The sequence below is a fragment of the Stenotrophomonas sp. STEN240 genome (genome assembly GCF_056756175.1).
In genome coordinates this window covers 40,668-47,495 of the sequence record NZ_JBRRBO010000033.1, presented here as the reverse complement: position 1 = coordinate 47,495, position 6,828 = coordinate 40,668, and the positions used below count along the sequence as shown (strand labels likewise).

Here is a 6,828-nt window from a genome sequence, read left to right as displayed (position 1 = left end):
ATCGGTTGAACCTTTCCCGGTCAGTAGCGGCCCGGGCGGTACCAGCAAGGGCTGTCGTGTAGTGCCGAGCCATGCTCGGCAGGGGCTTCACCGGCAATCCATGACGTTTGTAGGAGCGGCGTAAGCCGCGAAGCTGACTATCTGTCAGATCGCGGTAACTGCTGTCCGCATTGGATGCGCTGCTGGTGGTTCGCCTTCGGTAACGTCGGAAACATCTGTAGCTTCGCGGCTAACGCCGCTCCCACAGGGCTTGGCCCCGCGCCGCCGCTATCGCGCCACTGATCGCTGCCCGCGCCTGCGGGCTGTTGCGCCAGCAGCTGCTGCCCAGCATCGCCGATGCCTGGCTGACGATATCGCCGGGGTCGGCCTGGGCCAGCTGCGGCAGCGAATGAAAGCCCAACTGCTCCAGCCGTGCCACCACGGTGGCACCTACGCCTTTCACCGCCAACAACACCGCCCGCTCGTCTTCAGGGAACTGCTGCAGGCCCGTCATCGGGATCAGTGACTGCGTTCGATGGCGTAGCGAGCCAGGCCGCGCAGGGCGGCAACCGCTTCGGTTTCCGGCAGCCCGTCCAGGGCCTGCTCGGCGGCGTTGGCGTATTCCACGGCGCGCTTGCGGCTGTATTCCAGGCCGCCAGTGGCGTGGATGGCTGCCAATACTTCCGGCATCGCGCTGGCGTCACCGTCCTGCACGATCTCGCGCAGACGCTGGCGCACCGTTTCATCCGAATGCGCCATCGCGTGGATCAGCGGCAGGGTGGCCTTGCCTTCGGCCAGGTCATCGCCCAGGTTCTTGCCCAACTCATCGGCATTGGCCGAGTAATCCAGCACATCGTCGGCGATCTGGAAGGCATAGCCCAGGTGCATGCCGTAGTCGTAGAGCTTCTGCTGCACGATCTCGTCGGCACCGGTAGCCAGTGCGCCCAGGCGGGTGCCGGCGGCGAACAGCACTGCGGTCTTGCGCTCGATCACGCGCAGGTAGGCGGCTTCGTCGGTGTCCGGGTTATGTACGTGCAGCAGCTGCAGCACCTCGCCCTCGGCGATGCGGTTGGTGGTGTCGGCCAGAATCTGCATCACCGCCATGCGCTCCAGCTCGACCATCAGCTGGAAGCTGCGCGAGTACAGGAAGTCACCGACCAGCACGCTGGGGGCGTTGCCCCACAAGGCGTTGGCGGTGCTGCGGCCACGGCGCAGGTCGGATTCGTCGACCACATCGTCGTGCAGCAGGGTGGAGGTGTGGATGAACTCGATGATCGCCGCCAGCTGGTGGTGTTCCGGGCCGGCGCCACCGACCGCATGGCCGGCCAGCATCACCAGCATCGGCCGCAGGCGCTTGCCGCCCGCCGAGACGATGTGATCGGCGATCTGGTTGATCAGCACCACGTCCGAGGACAGACGGCGGCGGATCAGGGCATCAACGGCAGCCATGTCCGCTGCGGCAAGGGTCTGGATGGCAGGCAGGCCCAGCGCGGGGCGGATATGTTCAGCGATGCTCATAGGAAGACTTCAGGGGGTACCCGGGGATTATAGGCGGAGTCGGCGTAGGCGGCCCGTCGGGGCCGAAAACCGAGCAGAACCGGGCCTTTGCGCAGTGAATACGTATGCAAGCAACACCGTCGGCAAAGCGCCGACGCTAAGCTGGCTGGCATACATTTCGCGGCCCTGAAACAGGGCGCTGAAGCCCGTAGGGGGGCGCTCGATGTCGAAAACTCCATGGTGGCGCGGTGCCGTCATCTACCAGATTTACCCACGCAGCTACCTGGACACCAATGGCGACGGCGTCGGCGACCTGCCGGGCATCATCGAGCGCCTGGACTACGTGGCCTCGTTGGGCGTGGATGCGATCTGGGTGTCGCCGTTCTTCAAGTCGCCGATGGCCGACTTTGGTTACGACATTGCCGATTACCGCGATGTGGACCCGATGTTCGGCAACCTGGCCGACTTCGACCGTTTGCTGGCCAAGGCGCATGCGCTGGGCCTGAAGGTGATGATCGACCAGGTGTTCAGCCATACCTCGGTGGAGCACGCCTGGTTCAAGGAAAGCCGCGAGAGCCGCGACAATCCCAAGGCCGATTGGTATGTGTGGGCCGATGCGCGTGCTGACGGCAGCCCGCCGAACAATTGGCTGTCGATCTTCGGTGGCGTGGCATGGCAGTGGGAGCCACGGCGTCGACAGTATTTCCTGCATAACTTCCTGGCTTCGCAGCCGGACCTGGATTTCCATAATCCAGCGGTGCAGCAGGCAACGCTGGACTATGTGAAGTTCTGGCTTGATCGTGGCGTGGATGGCTTCCGTCTGGATTCGATCAACTTCTGCTTCCACGACGCACAGCTGCGCGACAACCCGCCCAAGCCGGAAAGCGAGCGTATTGGCCGCGGTTTCAGCCCGGATAATCCGTACGCCTTCCAGTACCACTATTACAACAACACCCGGCCCGAGAACATCGGCTTCCTCGAGCGCCTGCGTGGCTTGCTGGACCAGTACCCGGAAGCGGTGACGCTGGGCGAAATCTCCTCGGAGGATTCGCTGGCCACTACCGCCGAGTACACCGCGCCGGGTCGCCTGCACATGGGCTATAGCTTCGAGCTGCTGGTGGACGATTACAGTGCGGCTTACATCCGTGGCACGGTCGAGCGGTTGGAAGCGGCAATGGGCGAGGCCTGGCCGTGCTGGGCGGTGTCCAATCACGATGTGCAGCGTGCGGTGACCCGTTGGGGCGGGCATCCTGCCAAGCCGTCGCTGGCCAAGATGCTGGCCGCGCTGGTGTGCTCGCTGCGCGGTTCGGTGTGTATCTACCAGGGCGAAGAGTTGGGCCTGGGCGAGGCGGATGTTCCGTTCGAAGCGCTGCAGGATCCTTACGGCATCACCTTCTGGCCGAACTTCAAGGGCCGCGATGGATGTCGGACGCCGATGCCGTGGACCGATGGAGCGTTGGCTGGGTTCACCACAGGCAAACCCTGGTTGCCGATTCCGGCTGAGCATCGGGCGCTTTCGGTGCAGGCGCAGGAAGTGGATGGCGATTCGGTGTTGCATTCGTTCCGCAGCTTCATGAGCTGGCGCAAGGTGCACCCGGCTTTGGTCGGAGGGTCGATTCGTTTCCTTGATAGCGCCGAGCCTGTGTTGCTGTTTGAACGTCAGGCCGGGGATGAAACCTTGTTGTTGGCGTTCAATCTGTCAGGCGAGACGGTTCGGCATGGTTTGCCGACGGGTGAATGGCTGGCGTTGGACGTGCCGGGCCCGGTGGCTGGTGCTGTCGACGCTGGTGAGCTGGTATTGCCTGGGCACGCGGTGTACTGCGCGCGTCGCAGCTGAGTTTTTGTTGTTCTCTCTTTTGTGCAGGCGGAGATAGCATCTCCGCCTTTTTTTTTGATTTTGCTTTTGATTTTGATTTTGCTTTGGGTTGGGGCTTTGGCGTTGGGCTTGGGTTTGGGGTTTGGGGTTTGGGGTTTGGGGTTTGGCTTTGACTTTGACTTTGACTTTGACTTTGATTTGGACTTGGACTTGGATTAAGCCCCTCTCCCGTTTACGGGAGAGGGGTTGGGGTGAGGGCGCTTTTAAAGCAAGCCAAAGCCAAAGCCAAAGCTCCCCCCATCCGCCCTCCGGGCACCTTCCCCCGCAAGCGGGAGAAGGGAAGTGCCAAACAGCCAGAGCCAAATCCAAAGCCGAAGCCAAAGCCAGAGCCAAAGCCAGAGTCAAAGCCAGAGCCAGAGCCAGAGCCAAAGCCAGAGCCAAAGCCAGAGCCAAAGCCAGAGCCAAAGCCAAAGCCAAAGCCAAAGCCAAAGCCATTACCGCCTGCTTAGAAATGAGGGCATAACTTCCAACGCCCCAGCCCCAGCCCCCCAAGCGGCAATCACAAAAAACTTCAGCATTCTCTTAGCAGCAAGCCACGCACAACGCTGCCCTGACAAAACAAAAAAGCCCGCTGCCAAAGCAGCGGGCCTTCAATTTGCGCCTGACCAGAACCAATCAGAACTTGTAGTTCACACCCACCTGGTAGGTGCGGCCCCATTCCACGGTTTCCAGCGGACGATCCTTGCTGCCGGCATAGGTTTCGTACTTGGAGTTGGTCAGGTTGCTGGCCTGCAGGAACAGGCTCAGGCCGCTGAGCGCGTTGCCGTCGGCGAAGCTGTAGCCCACCTGCGCGTCCAGTACGTTCTCGCCCTTCACATAACGCAGGGTGCGGGCGCCGTTGAAGTTGCCGATCTCACCGATGAAGTCCGAACGCTTGCGCTGGTTCAAACGCACTTCAAAGCCGCTGTTCTCGTAGTAAGCGGTGAAGTTGTAAACGCGCTTGGACAGGCCCGGCAGCATGATCGGTTCGCTGCCAACGCTGGAGGTGGTGCCCGGATCCGGTTTGATCATGATGTCGCTGTCGTTGAAGCTCGCGCTGGCCACCACGCCGAAGCCGCGCAGGGCGTCGGAGAACAGATCCAACGGCAACGAGGCGGTCAGTTCAGCGCCGCGCAGGCTGCCACCGGTGCCGTTGAACGGTGCGGTGTAGTAGCCGGTCATCTGTGCCGGTGCCTGCAGCTGGGCTGCATTGGTGTCGACCTTCATCCACTCCGCCACCTGGTCGGTGAAATCGTAGCCGTCACGCTTCTCGGTGTAGATGTAGCTCTTCAGGTCCTTGTAGAACACCGCAGCAGCCACGTAAGCCTTGTTGCCGAAGTACTTTTCCCAGGACAGGTCGATGGCGTTCGCAACCCACGGGCGCAGATGCGGGTTACCGCCGCTGGCGCCGGGCTTGCCCAGCGTGGTGTCCATGCCGAATTCCATCGAGGCGCGAAGCTCATCCACGCGCGGGCGCGCTACCTGGCGGGCCAGGGCGAAACGCAAGGTGTTCTCCGCCGGCAGCTCGAACGCCAGGTTCAGGCTGGGCAGGAAGTCCAGGTACTTCTCGCCTTCATCGATCGGCACAACTTCATTGCCCACGCCCTGTGAGCTGTCCCAGTAATTGGAACGCGAGGATTGGTCGGCGTACTGGGCCTGGATGCCGACGTTGCCGCGTACTGGGATCGAGCCGATCTGGGTGCTGATGTTGGCGCGCAGGAAGGTGGTGGTGATCTTCTCATCCACCGTCCATTGCTTCGGAATCAGGTAGCTTTCGGTGGTAGTCGGGTTGAACAGCATGTAGCGGCCAACCGCTGCCGGTACGTTCCAGGCGGGGATGTAGCCCGCGCCGGCAAAGCCCAGGTTGACCGGCTTGTACTGCAGGTCAGCGCCGATGCTGGTGATGCCCTGGGCACCGAGGTTGATGTTGCCTTCGGCCTGGGTCTTGTTCTTGCTGCGGTCGGCGTAGTTGACGCCAATGTCGAAGTCGGAGAACCAAGTGAAGCCTTCCGGTACCGGGAAGGTGGCAGCCAGCTTGAAGCCCTTCAGCTCGTCGTCAACATGCGGGGTCTTGCCGTAACCCGAACCATAGATGGTGTTGGTCAGGTAGAGCTTGCTGTAGTCCGAATAATCGAGGCCAGGCGTGAACTGCGGGAAGCTGCCGCCCGCGAAATTCAGCTTGACCGAATCCAGCATCGGCGCCGGCAGCAGCTGCAGGTTGTTTTCCAGGTTCAGCTCGTCACGCTCGGCCTTGGACCAGCTGACGTCGGCCACCACGCGCACTTCGCCGAAGGTGAATTCGTTGTTCCAGCCAACCGCCTTGATGGTGTCTTCGCGGTTGTTGTACATGCCGCGTACCAGCGGATAGACGTTGTGCGCCACGCCGCTGACGAAGCTACCATTGCCGTTGACCACCACGTCGGTGACGTTCAGGCGGTCATAGCCACCGTTGTAATCGCCAAGATGGATTTCCATCTGGTTGGCGGTGTCGTATTCCTTGGCCTTGGTGTAGAAGGTGTCCAGCGTGCTGGTCCAGCTGTTGTTGGGCCGGAACTGCAGGGTAGCCATCACGCCATCGCGCTTGGAATGCCCGGTGCGGCGCAGGGCCTTGATGCCGTCGGAGTAATAGGTGCCTTCAGCCACGCCGGGGCGCCAGTTGTCACCGATTGCCTGCCACGGCTCATACAGGCCGACCTGGTTTTCCTGCTTGGACATCTCCGAGTGGGAGATGCCAATGGCCAGGCCGATGGTGTTGTCGGCGAACTTGTCGACATAGCTGAAATTGAGGCGATTGCCATAAGGGTCTTCGCCGGCGGCTTCGCCCAGCGAGTTCTTCTGGTAGCGGCCGCTGACGGCGATGACGCGCTCGTTGTAGCTGAGCGGGCGCACGGTCTGCAGGTCCAGTGTGCCGGACAAGCCCTGGCCAACCAGGCCGGCGTCCGGGGTCTTGTAAACGGTGACGCCGCTGATCAGTTCGGACGGGTACTGGTCGAACTCCACCGAGCGGTTGTCGCCGGTGCTGACCATCTCGCGGCCGTTGAGCAGGGTGGTGGCGAAGTCGGGCGACAGGCCGCGCACGCTGATCACCTGGGCGCGGCCAGCGACGCGCTGTGCAGCCAGGCCGGGCAGGCGGGCGATGGATTCGGCGATGCTGACGTCGGGCAACTTGCCGATGTCTTCGGCCGAGATGGCTTCCACGATCGAGGTCGAGTCGCGCTTGACCGAAATCGCGCTCTCGATGCCGCGACGGATGCCGGTAACGGTGACGGTATCCAGGTCGGTGGCCTGGGCCTTTGCTTTTGCAGTGGCTTCGTCGTCCACGCTCTGTGCGTGTGCGGCGGTTGCGCTCAGCGTGATGGCCGAAGCCAGTGCCACGCTCAGCAGGTTGCGCTTGGTGTTCAACATACTCCCCTCTCCCAGGTGATGTCGGTTGGTTGTTTTTTGCTCCCACGCATGTTGCGGGGGATGCGTCGCGGTTGTTTTTTTCGCTGCTTGCG

General features: G+C 62.1%; 4 protein-coding genes. 1 reads left to right on the top strand and 3 read right to left on the bottom strand.

Annotation, left to right across the window (positions count from 1 at the left end; translation table 11 throughout):
• Positions 1–229: 229 nt before the first annotated feature.
• Complete coding sequence (locus ACVOKO_RS13915; RefSeq protein ID WP_346499497.1) at positions 230–493, bottom strand: helix-hairpin-helix domain-containing protein; 264 nt, start codon at positions 491–493, stop codon at positions 230–232.
• A gap of 5 nt (positions 494–498) precedes the next feature.
• Positions 499–1,497: a polyprenyl synthetase family protein gene (locus ACVOKO_RS13910; protein ID WP_346499496.1), complete on the bottom strand. Its 999-nt coding sequence runs from the start codon at positions 1,495–1,497 to the stop codon at positions 499–501.
• A 202-nt stretch (positions 1,498–1,699) separates the two neighbouring features.
• Here ACVOKO_RS13910 and ACVOKO_RS13905 point away from each other — a divergent pair, with 202 nt between their 5' ends.
• A complete protein-coding gene (locus ACVOKO_RS13905; protein ID WP_346499495.1) occupies positions 1,700–3,313 on the top strand; it encodes an alpha-glucosidase in 1,614 nt (537 codons plus the stop codon).
• Between the two features lie 654 nt (positions 3,314–3,967).
• Here the strand turns inward: ACVOKO_RS13905 and ACVOKO_RS13900 are convergent.
• Positions 3,968–6,736, bottom strand: a complete 2,769-nt coding sequence (locus ACVOKO_RS13900; RefSeq protein WP_346499494.1) for a TonB-dependent receptor — start codon at positions 6,734–6,736, stop codon at positions 3,968–3,970.
• Positions 6,737–6,828 lie beyond the last annotated feature (92 nt).

What these genes read in the sequence shown, in the direction of transcription:
- ACVOKO_RS13915 (WP_346499497.1), bottom strand. Translation starts at nt 493, where the DNA reads ATGACGGGCCTGCAGCAGTTCCCTGAAGACGAGCGGGCGGTGTTGTTG.
- ACVOKO_RS13910 (WP_346499496.1), bottom strand. Translation starts at nt 1,497, where the DNA reads ATGAGCATCGCTGAACATATCCGCCCCGCGCTGGGCCTGCCTGCCATC.
- ACVOKO_RS13905 (WP_346499495.1), top strand. Translation starts at nt 1,700, where the DNA reads ATGTCGAAAACTCCATGGTGGCGCGGTGCCGTCATCTACCAGATTTAC.
- ACVOKO_RS13900 (WP_346499494.1), bottom strand. Translation starts at nt 6,736, where the DNA reads ATGTTGAACACCAAGCGCAACCTGCTGAGCGTGGCACTGGCTTCGGCC.